The sequence below is a fragment of the Lichenicoccus sp. genome, from assembly GCF_965277665.1.
Lineage (GTDB): Bacteria > Pseudomonadota > Alphaproteobacteria > Acetobacterales > Acetobacteraceae > Lichenicoccus.
The window spans coordinates 89,801-108,261 of the sequence record NZ_OZ255835.1 but is presented as its reverse complement, the minus strand read 5'-3'; the positions used below and the strand labels follow the sequence as shown (position 1 = coordinate 108,261).

Below are 18,461 nucleotides of genomic sequence, written 5' to 3'. Positions count from 1 at the left end.
GCATCCCGGCGCAAGAGCAGCGACGCGCCGAGGCAAGAGGCGGCGCGTGTAGCCTGCTACAGGACGCGCCTCGAGGAGAACAACCGCGATGAGCCTGAGTGTGAGCCGGGTACTGGACGACGCCCTCTTCGACGGGCTGGAAAGCTCGATCGTCGCCACCGAAAACGCCGAGAGCCTGCCGCCGCTCTGCTACACCGACCCCGCCTTCTACGAGTTCGAAAAGGCGGCGCTGTTCGACCGCGAATGGCTGTGCGTGGGTCGCGAATCCTGGGCGATGCAGCCCGGCGAGTATTTCACCACCATGATCGTCGGCGAGCCGATCCTGATCGTACGCGACCGCCAGGGGACGCTGCGGGCGATGTCGAGCGTCTGCCGGCACCGGGCGATGCTGGTGGCGGAGGGACATGGCCAGAAGAAGGCGTTCGTCTGTCCGTACCACCACTGGACCTATGGCCTGGACGGCAGCCTGATCGGCGCCCCGGCGATGGACCGGTCCTGCGCGTTCGACAAGTCCCGCAACGCACTGCCCAGCTTCGCCGTCGAGGTATGGCAGGGTTTCGTGTTCATCAATTTCGATCGCGATGCGCAGCCTCTCGGACCCCGGCTGGAAGCGGTCGCGAGCGCGATCGCCGGCTATGCGCTTGCCACCGCGGAGGGCCCGAGGCCCGGCGAGGCCAACCGTTTCGCGTGGAACTGGAAGGTGATGTTCGAGAACAACAATGATGGCTATCACGCCAACAAGCTGCATCACGGTGCGTTGCACGATTTCGTGCCGAGCCATCTGGCCGAGTTTCCGCCGCTTCCGGCCGATACCGCCGGCTATTACCGTTTGAACGGCACGCTGCATCCCGATGCCAGCTTCAATGCGACGCAGCGTGCGCTGCTGCCGGTGTTCCCGACCCTGAACGACACCGAGCGGCACCGGATGGTGTTCGCAAACATCCCGCCGACGCTGTCCCTGGTGCTGACGAGCGACATGGTCATCTACATGATCCTGCGTCCGGATGGGCCGGAGACACACCTGCTCGACCAGGGCGTGCTGGTGGCACCGAGTGCCATGAAGGATCCATCCTTCTCGCATCGCATGGCGATGAACATGAGCGCGGCAATGGAGATCGTCTCGCAGGACCTGCATGTCGATGCGCTGGTGCAGATCGGGCTGCGCTCCCGCTTCGCGCCGCGTGGTCGCTATTCCTGGCAGGAGGGCGCACAGCAGGCGTTCAACAGCTGGCTGGTGCCGCGCTACCGCAATGCATGGTCGCAGCTGCGCGGGGTCTCAAATCGCGCTGCGGCAGATTAACGCATGAAGGTTCTCACCTCCGTTACCTGGATCAGCACCGATGTCGAAAGGATCACCGATTTCTATGCCTGCCTGTTCGAGCTAGACGAAATTGCGACTTGAGCGCTGCTGGATTCTGAAGGGAGCGTCTTTCGGGTGACCACACCGGCCTGAGATGCTGTTTGCAAACAGCTGATGCTGGATGAGAGCGGTCCGCAGGACCGCGGCCGGCGTGGCTTTTCGAGCACCGCAGCGCAGCGGCCGTCTGGCCGTGGGCAGCGGGGCGGAGAAAAGGCGCGTCGGATCGCCAGCAGCAGGGGTTCGCAAACAGCCCCTGGCTGCTTGATGCTGGCGAGAGAGGTGGCGCCGACATGCCTTAAACCGGGCGAGCCGGTGCCCCCGCCCTGCTCCTATGCTGACCACATCATGGAGATGGTCAACAAGACCTACCAGGCGATCTGACTTAGATCCTCTCCCGGCGTGAAGAGGCAAGGACGAGATCGAGGGCCGGTGCGATCGCCTATCCGCAGTTTCCATAGTATGCGATTGACGAGGAGTGCTCGCAGGGGCGGGTATTTCCTCAGCGCAAGGGACGAGCCGCGGGAGGGGCCTGGCGGAGTCTGCGTTGGGCTGAAGCATTGTCCGACCGAGCTGTTCTGTGGAAGCTGCGGCTCGGGATGGCTGGTGAGCGGAACGCGCTCACGCCGGCCAATCTGGCTGGCGTTCCTGATGCGCTTGCGAGTTCGGCAAAGGTGGTTGCGGGGACAGCATTTGGCCGTCAGTTGACGCCTCTTAGGACGGCCTGCTGACCGCAATGGGCTCCTCTGCCACCACTGGCGTCAATGCTGACGTTGGAAATCAATCGACTATGCTTTCTCCGGCACGAGAGCTGACAGAAGCGGTTTCGGATGGAGCCTACCCGGCACCTCGACCGGAGATGAGGCTTGCGACCACGGCCTGCTTGGCATTCTCCAGATGCTCCGCCATCAGCATCTGCGCCCGCAGCCTATCGCCGATGGTAACCGCGTCGATCATTGCCAGATGCTCGAGCGTGCCTGGACGCAGCCGACGCGGGATCCGCCTGGTGTTGAAGATATGCGTGCGCCTGCGCAGGTCGCGGATCATGGTCGCCAGCAGCAGGTTCTGCGCCGCCTCGGCGATGGCGCCGTGCACCAGATCATCGACCGCCCAATGCTCCGCGGCCGTGGGAGCCGTGGCGTCGAGCAGGCCCAGCAGCGTCGCCCGGATGTGTTCGGCCAGCGCCTTGTCGATGCGCTCGTCGGCGGCGCGTCCGGCGGCCTCCACCTCGAGGAGCTTGCGCACGTCGAACACCTCGATGAACTCCTTCGGGGAGACCTTGAAGACCGTCATCAACCGGCCGCCATGCCGAGTGATCAATCCCTCCGCCTCCAGACGGCCGAGCGCCTCGCGCACCGGCGTGCGCGAGATGTTCAGGATCTCCGCCAGGCGCCTCTCCTGCAGGATCGTTCCGCCCTCGAGTTCACCCGACAACAGCATGTCGAGCAGCCTCTCATAGGCGATGTCCCCGAGATCCTTCTGTGACGTGAAGAGGCTGCTCACCGGTCTCTGCTCCCCACCCGGCCGGCTCTGGACGGCGGCTCCGGGCCTGTCTGTACTGTCCTGGAATGCCTGCGACATGCCGTAGCAGGCTGTAAGGGCGGCTCCCCGCGCGCCTGTCAAGGGCGCCCGCCATACGTCGCCTCGGGATGCGAACACCCGAACCTCCGCCGCTTCCCTTTCATGGCATAAGTTTGGTATACCGGTCTGAGCCGGTCCGGCTCCTGCGCGTGCACTACCCTCGAAGAGGCCTGATGCTGACTTTCGACGAAACCTCATCCGGCGTTTTCATCGTCTCGGTCACGCCGTTCGACGAACGCGGCGCTCTCGACCTGGCGGGCGTCGACCGGCTGGTGGATTTCTACCTGTCGAAGGGCGTGGCCGGCATCACCATCCTCGGCATGATGGGCGAGGCTCCCAAGCTCTCGGCGTCGGAGTCGCGGATTTTCGTCGAGGCGGTGTGCGCGCGGGTCGGCGGCGCGGTGCCGGTGGTCGTCGGCGTCAGCAGCCCCGGCTTCGCCTCGATGCAGGAACTCACCGAGGCGGCGATGGGCGCCGGCGCCAGCGGCGTCATGGTGGCGCCCCCGGCCACCCTGCGCACTGACAGTCAGATCGTCGACTACTTCCGGATGACGGCCGAGACCCTCGGTCCGGTGCCATTCGCCCTGCAGGATTTTCCGCTGGCGACAGGAGTGCAAATTGCCGCACCCATCCTGCGGACGATCGCGGACGAGATCCCCACCTGCGTCATGCTCAAGCACGAGGACTGGCCGGGCCTGGACAAGATCACGGCGCTGCGCCAGGCGGAAGCAAAGGGTGGCCGCCGCATCAGCATCCTCGTCGGCAATGGCGGCCTGTTTCTTCCAGAGGAGCTGGCACGCGGCGGCGACGGCGCCATGACCGGCTTCGCCTATCCCGAGATGATGGTGCAGGTCTGCCGGCTGCACGCGATGGGCGATACCGACGCGGCGTCGGACCTGTTCGACGCGTATCTGCCGCTGGTGCGCTACGAGCAGCAACCGGGCATCGGCCTTGCCACGCGCAAGCATGTACTGCACGCTCGCGGGGTGATCGCCTCGGCGCGTATCCGGCGTCCCGGACGAGCGCTGAGCGGGATGGAAACTGCCGAGGTCGAGCGGCTGATCGCACGGCAGGCCAGACGTCTCGATCAACTTGTACGCATCGAGGAGTTGAGCTGATGGATCTCGGCATCGCAGGCAGGCGTGCGCTCGTACTCGGAGCCAGCCGGGGATTGGGCGCCGCGGTGACGAACGCGCTGGCGCAGGAAGGTGTGACGGTCCTGGCGGGATCCCGCTCGGCACGGTCGGACGGTGCGTCATCGCTGCCCGAGGAGGTGCGGGCGCTTGTCCGGCCGATAGCCGTCGACGTCTCCAACCGCGCGGCGCTGACCGCGACGATTGCCGCAATACTCGGGCAGGGTCCGATCGACATCCTGGTCAATAATTCCGGCGGCCCGCCGCCCGGCCCGGTGCGTGCGGTCGAAGCACAGGTGTGGGAGCAGCACTTCGCCGCCATGGCCGCGAACCTGTTCGAGGCGACGCGCCTGATCCTGCCCGGCATGATCGAGCGCCGATGGGGACGGATCATCACCATCGCGTCGTCGGGTGTTGAGCAGCCGATCCCGAATCTTGGGATTTCGAATGCCGTCCGCGCCGCCATCGTCGGCTGGTCGAAGACGCTCTCCAACGAGGTCGCGAGCGACGGCATCACCGTCAACGTCGTGCTGCCGGGCCGCATCCATACGCAGCGCGTGGACGAACTCGACGCCGCCGCCGCCGCGCGCAGCAAGCAAACCATGCAGGCCGTCGCGACCGCATCGCGCGCCAGCATTCCCGCCGGACGATACGGCACCGCCGAGGAGTTCGCGAGCGTCGTCGCCTTCCTGGGCAGCGAGCGTGCCTCCTACGTGACCGGAAGCCGTGTTCGTGTCGATGGCGGCGCGATCCGGTCGATCTGAGTAAGGACCTGCCATGGCGTCCAGCATCTCCACGCGTTTCGACACCGTCCTGCGCGGCACCCTCGTCACGCCGGGGGAGATCCTTACCGGCGGCTGGCTCGCCATTCGCGACGGACGCATCGCGGCACTCGGCGTCGGCGCCGCGCCGGAGGCCGCAGAGACCATCGATCATGGCGATTCCTGGCTGCTGCCGGGCGTCATCGACGGGCAGGTGCATGCCTGTAACGTGCGCGGCTATGACGGCATCGAGTCGACGACGCGTTCGGCGATCGCCGGCGGCGTCACCACCATCGTCGACATGCCCTATGACGAGCCGGAACCGCTCGCCAGCGTCGCGCAACTACGGCGCAAGGAGGCCGCGATCGGCCGCCTAGCCCATTGCGACGTGGCGCTCTATGCAACGGTCTCGCGGGATCAGCCGATCTCCGAAATCGCGGCGCTGGTCGAGGCCGGCATCTGCGCCATCAAGATCTCCTCTTTCGAAAACCATCCGACCCGGTTCCCCCGCATCGACAGCGCGCGGACCCTCGACGTCCTGCAGGCCGCCGCCCGCGCCGGCATCGTGGTCGGCCTGCACAACGAAGACCAGGAGATCGTCCGCGCCGCCACCGCGCGTCTGCAGGCAGCCGGCGAGACCGGCATCTCGGCGCACTCGCCGAGCCGTCCGCAAGCCGCGGAACTGAGTGCCACGGCGCAGTTCCTCGAACTCGGCGTCGCCACCGGCGCGCATACGCATATCGTGCATCTCTCGGTGCCGCGCGGCTTCGACCTCGTCGAGCAATACGGCCGCTCCGGTGCGAGGGCGACCGGCGAGATGTGCGTGCATTACCTGCTGCTGGACGACGAAGCCGACGGCCCGCTCCTGGGCGCGCTCATGAAGGTCAACCCGCCGATACGCGGCGGCGTGCGCGACGCACTCTGGCGCGCTCTGGAAGCGGGCCAGGTCGCCTTCGTCTCGTCGGATCACGCCGGCTGGCCGCTGGAGCGCAAGCAGAAACCGTCCATCTTCGACGCCAGCGCCGGCGTCCCGGGGCTGGAGACGCTGCTGCCCGGATTCTTCACGATCGCCGCCGCGCACGGCACCGGCGAGACGGCATTCGTCCACTGCGCCCGGTATCTTTCGGAGGCGCCTGCGAAGTTCTTCGGCCTCTGGCCACGAAAGGGCGCGCTCGCCGTCGGCGCCGATGCAGACGTGGCCGTTCTGGAGCGCGGCAGTTTTCCATACGACGCCTCGCAGGCCCATGATGCACTCAACTGGAGCCCGTTCGACGGCATGGATTTCGGCGTGCGTGTCGCGGCCACCTACCTGCGCGGCAGCGCCGGCGTGCGGAGCGGCCGGATCGCCTCCGAGCCCGGCTGGGGCCGCTACTGCCCCCGGCTTGTCGAGCGACTTGGATAGCACAGGCCAGGGCTCCGCCCTGGACCTGTTGGTGCCTTTAGCCCCAAACGCCGACTCAAAGGGGGATTGATCGCCTACGCGCGCCAGCCTCGTGCAAGCGACGCAAGGATGCCAGCCGCCACAGTCTGCAAGTGCTCGCGCATCAACATCGAGGCCCGGATCTGATCCGCGCCTCGATCGCGGAGAGACTGCGCAGATGCTCTTCGCGGCCCGGCGCAAGCCGGCCGGGAACGCCAGCAAGGGGCGGCAAAATCCTGCATCCAATTGGTATACCTCTTGCGCACCGCTACAAGATCAGGTTATTGCAAATGCCCTGCGAACGACGGTTTTAAGGGCACTCGACTTGCAGAGAAGCCTTGAGTGCGTTTTTACTGGGCTTTGTGCTCAAGAAGTAATCACACAATGAGGCATCTGTGCCTGTAATCAGAGCAAGTGGGGAAGAGTGCCGATGACCAGACGCCGCAAGACCTGCCTGCCTTGCACCCTTGGCCTCATGGCGCCCCTCACCGTGCTCGGCCCGGCGCCCGCACTGGCGCAGTCGGCAGGCGCGGAATTCGACGCCACCCGAAGTCAGGCCGCGCCGGTCCCCACCGCCGCCGCTTCATCCGACCAGTCGGAGGCCATCGTCGTGACCGGCGCCCGCGGCGTGAAGCGGTCGGTTGGCAGCAGCGCCACCCCGATCGACGTGATCACGTCAGCGGATTTGCAGAAGACCGGCAAGGCGGGCCTCCAGGAAGCGCTGGCCGACCTGCTGCCGTCCGTGGCGCTGCCCAGCCAAGCCGGCGGCGACGTCAGTTCCATCGTCCGCACCGCGACCATTCGCGGCCTCAGCCCGGACCAGGTCCTGGTGCTGGTGAACGGCAAGCGTCGTCACGTCAGCAGCGTCGTGAACGTTTCCGGCACCGTGGGTACCGGATCGCAGGCGGTCGACCTGAACCTGATCCCGATGTCGGCCATCGACCATATCGAAGTGCTTCGCGACGGCGCGGCCGCCCAGTACGGCTCCGATGCCATCGCCGGCGTCATCAACATCATCCTGAAGAGTTCCGACCACGGCGGCACCATCTTCGGCAGCGGCGGCGCCTACGGCGAGGGCGACGGCATCACCTGGCAGACCGACGACGATGTCGGGTACCGGCTGGGCAAGGACGGCTTCATCCACCTGTCCTACGAAGGCATCCGGCAGGACCACACCAGCCGCGCCATCGATTCGACTCTGCAGTACTATTACAACGGTGATCCACTTAACAATCTGCCGAAGCGGGTCACCTATAGCGGCTACGGCATCCCGCAGCAGAACACGCAGAGTTTCGCCGCCAACCTGGACAAGCCGCTGACCCGGGGGATCGAGGCGTATGCGTTCGGCACCTACTCCCATAATGTCGGCATGCAGTGGGAGAACTACCGGCAGCCGAACAACAACAATGCCGTAGTCGGACTGTTTCCGGACGGCTACCAGCCGCGCGAGGAGGTCATCCAGGACGATGTCAGCGCGACAGTCGGCCTGCGCGGCGACGACCTGTTCGGCTGGAAATGGGACCTGAGCTCGACCTATGGCCGCAACTATGCGGAGATCCTGGTTTTGAACTCGGTCAATCCGACCTACGGCGTCAACAGCCCGACCCAGTTCCGCAACGGTGCCTGGGAATCCAGCGAGATCACCAACGATTTCGACCTGACCCGCGCTTTCAAGGTGCCGCTCCTGGCCAAGCCGCTGAATGTGGCCATGGGCGTCGAGCAGCGAGTCGACAACTATCGCATCGTCGCCGGCGAGCCTGCCTCCTACAACGACGGCGGCGTGCCCATCCTGACCGGACCGAACCGTGGGCAATTCCTCGACGTGCCGGGCTCGCAATCCTTCAACGGCTTCCTGCCGAGCCAGACCGCCAATCTCTGGCGCAACAATGTCGGCGGCTACGTCGATCTCGAGACCAGCATCCTGCCGCAATGGCAGCTCGGCGTCGCCGGCCGCTTCGAGCACTACAACGATTTCGGCAACAACAAGATCGGCAAGGTCTCGACGCGCTACGAGGTCGCAAAGTGGCTGGCCTTCCGGGGCGCGATCAGCAACGGCTTCCGTGCACCCTCCCTCGGCGAGGAAGGATTCCAGTCCAGCACGACCAGCTTCTACAAGGGCGTCCCCTACAACTCCGTCAACCTGCCGGTCTATTCCCCGGGCGCGGAGGCCCTCGGCGCGCAGAACCTCCGGCCGGAGACCTCCATCGACTACAGCGCCGGCATCGTCCTCAACCCGGTTCGCCACATGACGGTCACCGTCGACGGCTATCAGGTCGGCATCGCCAACCGCATCGTCGAGAGCGGCTATATCGGCCTGTCGCCGAGCGGCGTGCTCGATCCGGGCGTCGCGAGCCTGCTGAAGAGCGAAGGCGTGAGCGGCGTCGACGCGGCGCGCTACTTCCTCAACGGCGCCCGCACCCGCACCCGCGGAGTCGACATCGTGGCCGACTATCGCAGCGACTTCAGGGATTACGGGCGCGTGCTCTGGAGCCTCGGCCTCAACCTGAACGAGGCCCGGATCCTGAGCCTGACAGACCTCGCCAGGCGAACCGTCTTCGGCACGCAGGTCTTCAACAGCCAGGCGCAGCATAATCTCACCGAGACTAGTCCGAAGAACAATCTCTCCCTCGGCGCCAACTGGTCGCGCGGCCCGTTCAGCGTCATCATCCGCGAACATCGCTGGGGGTCGCTGGTCGCCACCTCGACGGTGACCGGCGGCGACTCATTCCTCAGCCCGCATTGGACCACGGACCTCGATATCGGCTACATGCCGTTGCCGCGGCTGCGCATCTCGATCGGCGCGCAGAACCTGTTCAATGCCTATCCGGATCGCACCAACGCCCTGAACTTCTCGACGAGCACCTTCAACGGCGCCGGCATCTACAACGCGAACTCGCCCTATGGCATCAGCGGCGGCTTCTACTACCTGCACGGCACCTACCGGTTCTGATGCAGGCGATACGAGAGTGACGATGACCTCAGACGAGCCATTCCGCCTGCCTCCGCTGGGCACACTCGCGTCCGCCACCTGCCAACCCGTCGAACCGGCCTTGCGCGACCGCCTGCTCGCAGTGTCGGTCCCGACCCTGTCGGCGGTCATGTTCCAGATGGGCCTGCACACGCGCTTCTTCCGCGGCCTGCGCCCGCTTGATGCCGGCAAGCCGCGCTTTTGCGGCGCGGCCTGGACACTGCGCGCCATTCCGGTGCGCGAGGACATCAGGGCCGCGATGGCCGCACGCACGGCTCCCAGCCTGAACCGGCTGGCCCTTGATGCCGCACCGGCCGGCTGCGTGGTCGCCTGCGGCTCCGGCGGCCACCCCGACATCTCCTTCATGGGCGACATCATGACCACCGCGCTGATCGCCCGGCAGGTCGCCGGCGTCGTGCTCGATCTCGGCGTGTCGGACGCTTCGCTGGTGGCCGGGATGGCGCTGCCGGTGGTCTGCGCCGGACGCGACGCGGTGTCCTCCTTTGCCGCCGTCATGGTGGTGGGCTGCAACGAAGCCGTCGGCATCCAGGGCGTCGCGGTGTTCCCGGGCGACATCATCGTCGGCGATGCCGACGGCGCCGTCTGCCTGCCGCGCCACCTTGCAGACGAGATCGCGACACGGGCCGCGGAGCAGGAGCGCCTGGAACGCTTCGTCATCGCCCGTGTCCGCACCGGGGTGCCGATCGACGTCGCGTATCCGCCGGACGAGGCGACGATGGCCGCCTATCGGGAATGGCTGGCCTCGGAGCCGTCGGCTTGACCTCGGCGCCGGTCCTCGTCACCGGTGCTTCCGGTTTCGTCGGTCTGTCGGTGCTGGAACACCTGCTGGCGCTTGGTCGCGACGTCGTCGCTCTGTCGTCGTCTCTGCTGCCGTTGACGGCAGTGAAACGGCTGGCGGCACAGCCGGGCCGGCTGGTCGAGCGCCTGGGCGACATACGCGAGCCGGCGGACATACGGCAGGCCCTCGCCGCCGCCCCGGTGACGGGAATCATCCATCTGGCGGCGGTCACCAGCGGCATCGCCATGGAAGCCGAGCGCGCTTGGGACAGCGTGACGGTCAATCTCGGCGGCCTGACCCGGCTCCTGCGCGGCATGGCCGAGGCAGGCGTCCCGCGCCTGGTGCTGGCCAGCTCGGTTGCGGTGTATGGCGCGTCGACGCCGGACGGCGAGTGGCTGGACGAGGAGCGCCCGACCGCACCCGCGACCCTGTACGCCATTACCAAGGCGAGCGGCGAGACCCTCTCGGCGCATCTGGCCGCTTCGCTCGGCCTCGACTGCCGGATCGGTCGCCTCGGGCGCGTGTTCGGCCCGATGGAATACGAGAGCGGCGTGCGCGACACGCTGAGCCAGATCCACACCGTCACCACGCGCGCCAAGGCCGGGCTGCATGCGCATCTCCCGCGCCCGTGCCTGAAGAACTGGCACTACGCCGCCGACGCCGCCGCGTCCCTGGTCGCGCTGCTCGACCTTCCCGCGCCGCTCCACACGCTCTATAATCTCGGTACGCCGCACGTGTTCGCGCTGGCCGACTGGTGCGCCCGGCTGCGGGAGGTCTACCCGCGCTTCTCCTTCTCGGTCGGCGACACCGACAGGGCGGCCCCGGCCGACATCATCGATTTGTGGGGCAGAAGTGATGGTGGGCTGCTCTCATGGCAGCGTTTCGCCGCCGAAGCCAACATGCCGTGCCATCACTTCGACGCCGCCTTCGACGATTACATGCAGAGGGTCTCCGGGCCATGACCGACGGACTGCCCGCGCTCGAGCGTCAGGTTGCCCGCGACCTCAGGCTCGTCGCCTATCCCGATCTCGAATGGGTGCCTCCACGCGAGGCCGACGGGACCCGCGTGCTGGACGTGCTGGTGGTGGGCGCCGGACAGGGCGGGCTCGCCATCGCGGCACAGCTGCTTCGCGAGCGCGTCACCAACTTCCTAGTCGTGGACGGTGCCGAAGCCGGCAGCGAAGGCATCTGGACCGGCTACGCCCGCATGCACACGCTGCGAACCGCCAAATCGGTGACCGGGCCAGATCTCGGCCTGCCGTCGCTGACCTTCCAGGCCTGGTTCGAGGCCCAGCACGGCGGCGCCGCCTACGAGACGCTGCACAAGATCGCCAAGCAGGACTGGCACGCCTATCTCTGCTGGCTCCGCCACGTGCTCGACATTCCGGTACAGAACCGGACGCGCTTCACCGGCGTGGTTCCGGACGGTAGCCTGCTCCGCATTACCCTCGAGAGACCGCAGGGCACGGTGTCGGTGCTCGCGCGCAAGCTCGTGCTGGCGAACGGCATCGATGCGAGCGGACGATGGTGGATGCCGCCCGAGATCGCGGGGCTGCCTCGCTCCGTCCGCGCCCACAGCGCGGACGCCATCGACTTCCCGGGCCTGCGCGGCAAGCGGATCGCGGTTCTCGGTGCCGGAGCGTCGGCGTTCGACAATGCCGCGGTGGCGCTGGAGCACGGTGCGGCAACGGTGACGTTGCTGTGCCGGCGCCAGGAACTGCAGCGTGTGCAGCCCTACAAGATCATCGCCAATGCCGGTTTCCTGCGACATCTTGGCGCAATGCCGGACGCGATGCGCTGGCCGATGATGCGCTACCTGCTGAATGTGCGCGAGGCGCTCACTCTGGAAACCTGGAACCGGGCGACCTGCCATCCGGGCTTCGTCCTGCAGACCGGCGCACCGGTGCAGGAGGCGAGCCTGTTGGACGGCGTCGTGCAGCTCCGCACGCCGAACGGCAGCCTCGCCGCGGACTTCGTCATTTGTGGCACCGGGCTGCAGATCGACCTGTCGCTGCGTCCGGAGCTCGCCCTGCTGTCGCAGCACGCCGCACTCTGGCGCGACCGCTACACGCCGCCCGCTTCCGAGCGCGACGAACGCATCGGCTCGTATCCGTATCTTGGCCGGGGCATGCAATTCATCGAACGCAAGCCAGGCGCCGCACCCTGGCTCGCCAATGTGCATTGCTTCAATTTCGGCGCGACGCTCAGCATGGGACCATCGGGCTCCTCGATCAGCGGCATGAAATTCGCAGTGCCTCGTCTGGTCCAGGCGCTCACCGAGGACCTGTTCCGGGAGGATTTCGCGATGCACCGGCAAACCATCCTCGACTACCAGCTGCCGGAATTCCCGCTCACCCTGGCACGGGACCGGGCGGCGGGTTGAGCGGCACGATCCGTTGCCACCGCGACGCCGCCGTTTCCTGCGCCGGGACGAGGAGATCATGACGATGCCCTTCCTTCAGCGACGCCGGCTGCTCGTCGGCGCAGCCGGCCTGCTGGTCTCGGGACGCGCCGTCCGGGCTCGCGCCAGTGCCGGGCTCCTGGACGCGATCAGGGCGGCCGGCCGGATCCGCATCGGCACGTCCGGCAACGCCCCTCCCTATACCGGGGTTGATTTCCGCAACACCCTGACTGGCTACGACATCGCCTGGGGCGAACTGGTCGCTCACGGGCTCGGCGTGGCACCCGACTGGGTCAAGATCGATTTCCGCGGGCTGATGGCCGCCCTGCAGGCCGGACAGGTCGATGCCTTGATGTCCGGCATCCGGATCACGCCGCAGCGCGCGGCGATGTTCGGTTTCTCGCGACCCTATTCCTACGAGGCGACCGTGGCGGTCGCTCCCGCCGCCAACAGCACGATCCACGATTTCGCAGGCATCGCCGGGCACGATGTGGCCGTGGTCGCCGGGTCCTTCCAGGAGCAGATCGTGCGCGCGACCCCGGGGGTCGCCTCCGTCATGGCGCTGCCGGGTGCGAGCGACGTCTTCATGTCTCTGCGCACCGGCCATGCCGAGGTGGCCGTGCTCGGCGCCACCAGCGTCGCCTTCTACCGCAGCCGCGGCTTCAGCGACATCAAGGTCGTGGGCGAAGGTGCCAGGCCGACGCCGCAGGGCATCGTGCTGCCGCATGGCGCCTCCGACCTCAAGGCCGCCATCGATCCCATCATCGATGCGAAGTTCGAAGACGGAACCTACCTAAAACTGTATCTGCAATATTTCCACATGCAGCCGCCGAACCTGTCGGCGCCGTAGCGCGCACACCCGGGCCACCGAGCATCCCAGCCGGCATGTCACATCTTCGGAGGAGATAACAGTCATGTCCATGACACGACGCGACTGGATCATGGGCGTAGGTCTGGCGGGCGGATTCGGCGCCGCGCAGATCGCCCTGCAGGGTCTCGGCCTCGAGACCGCGCATGCCGAGACCCGCCTGCCCGCGCTTGCCCCTGGCTCCGGCGCCGGCAGGCACGTCGTCATCCTGGGCGCCGGCATCGCCGGCATGACCGCAGCCCACGAACTGCGTCGCGCCGGCTATCACTGCACCGTGCTCGAGGCGCGCGACCGCGTCGGCGGCAAGAGCTGGACGATACGCGGCGGTGACGAGGTCCGCTTCACCGATGGCCGCACCCAGGCCTGCCGCTTCGACGAAGGCCAGTATTTCAACGCCGGCCCAGGTCGCATCCCCAGCCACCATACCGCCCTCATCGGCTATTGCCGCGCCTTCGGCGTACCGCTCGAGGTCGAGATCAACTCGAACCATAACGCCGCCGTACAGGACAATGCGGTGTACGACGGCAAGCCGATGACGCTGCGCCGGGTCTGGACCGACACGCGGGGCCACGTGTCCGAACTGCTGGCCAAGAGCGTCAACCAGCACGCGCTGGACCAGTCGATCACCGCCGAGGACCGTTCGCGCATGATCGACTTCCTGCGGCAGTACGGCGACCTGTCGCCCGAGCTACTCTACAAGGGCTCGCCGCGCGCCGGCTATGTCTCGCTGCCGGGTGCCGCCGACGATGCCGGCGTCATCGAGCAGCCGCTGCCAATGGACGTGCTGCTGGATGCCGGCATGTGGCACGGCATCATGTTCGACGAGCTGTTCGTCATGCAGACCACGATGCTGCAACCGGTCGGCGGCATGGACCGGATCGCCAAGGCTTTCGCGCACCGGCTCGGCGGCGCGATACGCACCGGCTGCATCGTCACCAGGATCGCCCGGACCGGCGCCGGCGTCACCATTTCCTACACCAACGAAAAGTCGCGCAGGACGCATGCCGTCGAGGCGGATCTGTGCCTGTGCACCATCCCGCTCGCCGTGCTGTCCAACATCCCGTCGGATTTCTCGCCCGACGTGAAACGGGCGATCGCGGCCCCCGGCAGCCACATGCGCCAGAAGATGGCCTTCCAGGGGCCGCGCTTCTGGGAGCGCGACTACCATGTCTATGGCGGCATCTCGTACCTGAAATCGCCGGACGCGGTGATCTGGCATCCGAGCGGCGACCTGATGTCCGATCAGGGCGTGCTCGTACTGTACGGCGGCGAGAAGGAGATCAGCCCGCAGCCGCTGGACCGGCAGGCAGACCTTGCCAGGGCCGCGATAGACGCCATCTACCCTGGGCACGCCGCGTCCCTCACGCGGCCGGTCTCGGTCACCTGGGGCAACATTCCGTACAGCCTCGGCACCGGCGCGGTGTTCACGCCGGCGACGCAGTGGGCCTACGAGCGGCTCAACAAGCCGGACGGCCCGTTCTTCTTCGCCGCCGACTACCTGACCAACGTCAATGGCTGGCAGGAGGGGGCCATACGCTCGGCCTACCACGCCATCGCCGCCATGGCCGGCTCGGCCGCCACCGCGGCCCTCTGACCGGGCCCGGCATGGACTGGACGCTGCTCGGCACCTACCTGCCCTACCTGCTGCGGGCCGCCGGGATCACGCTGGCGATCTCCGGGCTCGCGCTGGTGGGCGGCACACTGCTCGGCCTGGGCCTGACGCTGCTGCGTCTGGCCAGGAGCGGCGCGGCACGCGTCGCCATCGGAGCCTATGTGTGGCTCATACGCGGCACGCCGCTGCTGCTGCAGATCTTCGCCGTCTATTACTGGCTGCCCTCGTTCGGCATACGCCTGCCCGCCTTCACCGCCGGGGCGCTCGTGCTCGGCCTCAACGCGGCGGCCTACTACGTCGACATCTTCCGCGCCGCCATCGGCACGGTGCCGATCGGCCAATCGGAAGCCGCGCGTGCGGTGGGAATGATGCCGTCGCAGATCATGCGGCGCATCGTCCTGCCGCAGGCGCTGCTGCCGGCCCTTCCGCCCTACATCGGCCAGTCCATCAACCTGCTGAAGAATTCCTCTCTGGTCTCCGTCATCTCTGTGCAGGAGCTCATGTTCACCAGCCAGTCGATCTACAGCTCCACCTACAGGCTGGGTGAATCGATCGGCGTCGCCGGCGTGCTCTATCTCGCGATGACGTCGATGCTGCAGCTGTTCCAGATCTGGCTCGAGCGGCGACTGATGCGGCGTGGAAGGCAGGCCGGATGACCAGCGCCCTCATACGCCTCGACGGCATACGCAAGCTCTACGGCACGACGGTCGTCCTGGACGACATCACGCTCGATGTGCAGGCCGGCGACGTCGTCAGCATCATCGGTCCTTCGGGTGCCGGCAAGAGCACCATGCTTCGCATCGTCAACCAGCTCGAGACGCATCAGGCCGGCCGGTTGCTGATCGAGGGCAAGATAATCGATCCGCGCGCCGGCGCCCGGCCACTCGCTGCGATGCGTGCGCGTATCGGCATGGTGTTCCAGGGCTTCCATCTCTGGCAGCACCTGACCGCGCTGCAGAATGTCATCGAGGGGCTGGTGCAGGTACGTAAGCTGTCTTCCGAGGACGCAAGGAAGCGTGGCCTTGCCTCCCTGGATCAGGTCGGGCTGCAAGCCTTCGCCGACCGCTATCCGTTGCAGCTGTCGGGAGGCCAGCAGCAGCGCGTGGCGATTGCGCGTGCTCTTGCGATGGAGCCAGTAGCCATTCTATTCGACGAGCCGACTTCGGCGCTTGATCCGGGGCTAGCTCGAGAAGTGCTCGAGACGATGACGGCGCTCGCGTCCCTGTCCGTCACCATGCTGGTGGTGACCCATGAAATGGAATTTGCCAGACGTGTCTCGAACAGGATCGTTTTCATGCAGAACGGTCGCATTGGCGAGGAAGCCGAAACCGGTGCCTTCTTCGCCAACCCTTACACCGAGGCGGCGCGTAGGTTCATCTCGCACAATCATAAGTAGGGATCATCGTGTTCCACCGCGTGCTGCTGGAGCGGTGTGATTGGGCAGCGTTGGCTGCGTAGTCAGCCTGCCATCGATGGCAGGCTGACGATGCGATCATCGCTAGCGGTATGAAGGACTCCAGCGTCAGATACCGCGCAAGCTGCATAGCCCGCTCGTCATCGCTCGCTGCACGGCCCCGCGGCGACAGCTACCGGCTGCGCGAGAAGCGCCGCTCGGGGCTGCCCCGTCATCCCCTTGCGCATGTCCGTCACCCAGCAAGCCAGATAGACACGCCCGCTGGCCGGCAACGCAATCATCGACCCTCCAACGCGCGCAGCACACGGTGCAGCGCGCGGCCGTCCGCCTGGACGTCCACACGGAGCGACACGCCGCTCGGCAGCAGGATCTCGATCAATCTCGCAGCCAGAGACGGGGCGTGTTCAGGAAACGCGGGGATCGACGGTGAAGCCCGCGAAGCGGGCGCGGGATCGGGCACAGGCCGGGACAGTTCCACCACCGTGAACCGCGGTCCAGGCCGGCTCACCTTTGCGCTCTGAACGCTCACCATCTGCTGCCGCCACGTATAGGGCTGGGCCGCGCTGATCCCGTGCTTGCGGGCGACCGCCGTCGACGTCAGCTCTGACCCGAGGCTCTCGCCCACGATCTAGCGCTTCTGCTCCGCGGCCCCTGATCGACGGTGCTCAGCTTCTATAACTTCGACCCGAGGACTGCGCGCCCTCTTACAACCAATCGTATGAGCGCTCCCAGCATCAACAACCAACTCCGGCAGCAGCGTGCCCATCCCCAGCCCGGATTACCGAGTGCATATCACGCACCCTATGTCGTCGCCATGACGGTTACGGACCTGCGGCATGGATTGCCACACAACGGGTTGGTCATGGCAGATCAATCCTACGACACCAACGCCATCCGCCAGCAGATCGAACAGCAGGGTGCCGTCCCGAACATCCCACCCAAGCGCACCCGGATCTGGAAAAGCTGCTTCAGTAGAGGGCTCTATCGTGGCCGCAACGCCATCGAACGCATGTTCTGTCGGCTCAGGGACTACCGCAGGACCGCCACCCGCTCCGACAAGCTCGAAACCGACTTCGCCAACAGCGTCCGCCTCGCCGCCATCGTCAGCTTCTGGTTATGATCCCGACCCTGGGGCGGCCCCACGAACCGCCGGATCAGGTCGAAAGCTGGCTCCGTAATGGCTGCGGCCAGCCGCTAGGGTCCGCCCCATGATGGCGCAGCACCGCCAGGGCTAGCCGCTCGAGACCGAAGCCGGCGCAGGCAGTGTAGGCCGGCGTTCCATCCTCGAACATGAGTCCGAAGGACGTCGCCATCTTTGTGAGGTGGAGGTTGAAGCTCGCGCAAGCGGTGGGCGAGGCTTCGGACATGATGGGCACAAGAAGCTCCAGCTTCAGGGCCTGCTCACGCTGGCTGCGCGCCATGACCCGTCCGATCCGCCCGAAGAAAGGGTCGCTTGCGAACTTCACATCGTGCGGCAGCGCGAGCAGCCGAGCCAGCGCACTGGCAAGCCCGATCCAGCGATCCCGGAAATCCTCGGCTCCCTTGCGCGTGCCGATGAACACCCTCTCATGCTGTCTGAACATCTGCATGCGGGTTGGATCGCGAGACGGCTCATGGCGAAAGCAGTAGCTGCAGACATCGACCACCTGGCCGTCCGTCCGAACCGGTCCGCGTGCGGCGATCGCCGGATAGACCGGATAGCATGCTGCTGGAAGCATGACGAGATCGGTGGCCGCCTGGGCTGTCGTCCAGTCTTCTCCCGCGTCGTGGGCACGCGAGAGCGCGCGGTGCGACTCCTCGTCACCACAGAAGCAGTGCACGGTCCCCGCCAGGGACGCGAAATACAGGAAGTAGCCCGACGCCTCGAAGTCGCGGCGCGGCAGCATCGGCGGAAAGCGCAGAACCTCTGCGTGCTCGTCTGCTCCGGCCTGCATGATCCATCGGCTGAGGAATGCCACCAGGCTCTCGAGGTCTACCCCTTTGCCATACAGCCCCTCGACGCTGGTCGGTATCAGAAGACGAGGGCTCGTCCAGGGATCCGGCAGGTCGCTGCCGTCAGCTCCATCCATCCGCTTCCCGCCTGCCAGAATATGGGACAGCAAGCTGTCGCGCCGGACGATAGACGTTTCTTCAAGCTGTTCAACCGG

14 protein-coding genes and 1 pseudogene are annotated in these 18,461 nt (G+C 66.5%); 13 read left to right on the top strand and 2 right to left on the bottom strand.

The annotated features are described in order from the left end of the window. Window positions 1-88 precede the first annotated feature (88 nt). On the top strand, window positions 89-1,300 hold the full coding sequence (locus ACQY4O_RS00515) for an aromatic ring-hydroxylating oxygenase subunit alpha (protein ID WP_428374303.1): 1,212 nt from the start codon (window positions 89-91) through the stop codon (window positions 1,298-1,300). 894 nt (window positions 1,301-2,194) lie between these two features. Here the strand turns inward: ACQY4O_RS00515 and ACQY4O_RS00510 are convergent. Continuing rightward, the gene (locus tag ACQY4O_RS00510; RefSeq protein ID WP_428374302.1) at window positions 2,195-2,860 is read right to left on the bottom strand and encodes a GntR family transcriptional regulator; all 666 of its coding nucleotides are present in this window, start codon (window positions 2,858-2,860) and stop codon (window positions 2,195-2,197) included. A gap of 251 nt (window positions 2,861-3,111) precedes the next feature. Between ACQY4O_RS00510 and ACQY4O_RS00505 the strand changes: the two genes are divergently transcribed. The 12 genes and pseudogenes from ACQY4O_RS00505 to ACQY4O_RS00450 form a co-directional block, all read left to right on the top strand. Then, window positions 3,112-4,056: a dihydrodipicolinate synthase family protein gene (locus ACQY4O_RS00505; RefSeq protein ID WP_428374301.1), complete on the top strand. Its 945-nt coding sequence runs from the start codon at window positions 3,112-3,114 to the stop codon at window positions 4,054-4,056. Then, a complete protein-coding gene (locus ACQY4O_RS00500) occupies window positions 4,056-4,835 on the top strand; it encodes an SDR family oxidoreductase (RefSeq protein WP_428374300.1) in 780 nt (259 codons plus the stop codon). The genes ACQY4O_RS00505 and ACQY4O_RS00500 overlap by 1 nt, the downstream gene beginning before the upstream one ends. Before the next feature lie 13 nt (window positions 4,836-4,848). Then, a complete protein-coding gene (locus ACQY4O_RS00495; protein ID WP_428374299.1) occupies window positions 4,849-6,234 on the top strand; it encodes a dihydroorotase in 1,386 nt (461 codons plus the stop codon). Between the two features lie 493 nt (window positions 6,235-6,727). Further along, on the top strand, window positions 6,728-9,202 hold the full coding sequence (locus ACQY4O_RS00490) for a TonB-dependent receptor plug domain-containing protein (protein ID WP_428374298.1): 2,475 nt from the start codon (window positions 6,728-6,730) through the stop codon (window positions 9,200-9,202). A gap of 22 nt (window positions 9,203-9,224) precedes the next feature. Then, complete coding sequence (locus ACQY4O_RS00485; RefSeq protein WP_428378058.1) at window positions 9,225-10,001, top strand: ribonuclease activity regulator RraA; 777 nt, start codon at window positions 9,225-9,227, stop codon at window positions 9,999-10,001. Continuing rightward, a complete protein-coding gene (locus ACQY4O_RS00480; RefSeq protein ID WP_428374297.1) occupies window positions 9,998-10,981 on the top strand; it encodes an NAD-dependent epimerase/dehydratase family protein in 984 nt (327 codons plus the stop codon). Before ACQY4O_RS00485 ends, ACQY4O_RS00480 begins: the two co-directional genes overlap by 4 nt. Beyond that, entirely contained in the window at window positions 10,978-12,402 is a 1,425-nt protein-coding gene (locus ACQY4O_RS00475; protein ID WP_428374296.1) for an NAD(P)-binding domain-containing protein, read from the top strand. Before ACQY4O_RS00480 ends, ACQY4O_RS00475 begins: the two co-directional genes overlap by 4 nt. A gap of 64 nt (window positions 12,403-12,466) precedes the next feature. Beyond that, complete coding sequence (locus tag ACQY4O_RS00470) at window positions 12,467-13,270, top strand: substrate-binding periplasmic protein (protein ID WP_428374295.1); 804 nt, start codon at window positions 12,467-12,469, stop codon at window positions 13,268-13,270. Between the two features lie 64 nt (window positions 13,271-13,334). Beyond that, window positions 13,335-14,882, top strand: a complete 1,548-nt coding sequence (locus tag ACQY4O_RS00465) for a flavin monoamine oxidase family protein (RefSeq protein WP_428374294.1) — start codon at window positions 13,335-13,337, stop codon at window positions 14,880-14,882. A gap of 11 nt (window positions 14,883-14,893) precedes the next feature. Then, on the top strand, window positions 14,894-15,556 hold the full coding sequence (locus ACQY4O_RS00460) for an amino acid ABC transporter permease (RefSeq protein ID WP_428374293.1): 663 nt from the start codon (window positions 14,894-14,896) through the stop codon (window positions 15,554-15,556). After that, entirely contained in the window at window positions 15,553-16,296 is a 744-nt protein-coding gene (locus ACQY4O_RS00455) for an amino acid ABC transporter ATP-binding protein (protein ID WP_428374292.1), read from the top strand. The genes ACQY4O_RS00460 and ACQY4O_RS00455 overlap by 4 nt, the downstream gene beginning before the upstream one ends. 859 nt (window positions 16,297-17,155) lie before the next feature. Beyond that, window positions 17,156-17,434 (top strand): annotated as a pseudogene (locus ACQY4O_RS00450) (transposase); the annotation flags it as partial. A 34-nt stretch (window positions 17,435-17,468) separates the two neighbouring features. Here the strand turns inward: ACQY4O_RS00450 and ACQY4O_RS00445 are convergent. Continuing rightward, window positions 17,469-18,416 carry an amino acid--[acyl-carrier-protein] ligase gene (locus tag ACQY4O_RS00445; RefSeq protein WP_428374291.1) on the bottom strand — a complete coding sequence of 316 codons (948 nt, stop codon included), beginning with the start codon at window positions 18,414-18,416 and terminating at the stop codon, window positions 17,469-17,471. Window positions 18,417-18,461: the final 45 nt, after the last annotated feature.